The sequence below is a fragment of the Streptomyces recifensis genome, from assembly GCF_002154615.1.
GTDB lineage: Bacteria > Actinomycetota > Actinomycetes > Streptomycetales > Streptomycetaceae > Streptomyces > Streptomyces griseoluteus.
The window spans coordinates 1-510 of the sequence record NZ_MUNH01000332.1 but is presented as its reverse complement, the minus strand read 5'-3'; the positions used below and the strand labels follow the sequence as shown (position 1 = coordinate 510).

Genomic DNA, 510 nt, shown 5'->3' with positions numbered 1-510 from the left:
GGCCGTCGACGTCGTGTACGACGGTGCGGCCGCCCTGGAGCGCATCGGCGTCAACGACTACGACGTGGTCGTCCTGGACCGCGACCTCCCGCTCGTGCACGGCGACGACGTCTGCCGCCGCATCGTGGAGCTGGGGATGCCCACGCGGGTACTGATGCTCACCGCCTCCGGTGACGTCAGCGACCGCGTCGAGGGCCTGGAGATCGGCGCCGACGACTACCTGCCCAAGCCGTTCGCCTTCAGTGAGCTGATCGCGCGCGTGCGCGCCCTCGGGCGCCGCACCAGCGTGCCCCTGCCCCCCGTCCTGGAGCGGGCCGGCANNTCGCGGTGCTGGAGGTGCTGATGCGCAGTGAGGGCGCGGTCGTCTCGGCCGAGCAACTGCTGGAGAAGGCGTGGGACGAGAACACCGATCCCTTCACCAACGTGGTGCGGGTGACGGTGATGACGCTGCGCCGCAAACTCGGCGAGCCCCCGGTGATCGTGACGGTCCCCGGCTCCGGCTACCGGATC

1 pseudogene is annotated in these 510 nt (G+C 71.1%); it reads left to right on the top strand.

What is annotated here, in order from left to right:
* Nucleotides 1-510 (top strand): annotated as a pseudogene (locus tag CCN33_RS18170) (response regulator transcription factor); the annotation flags it as partial.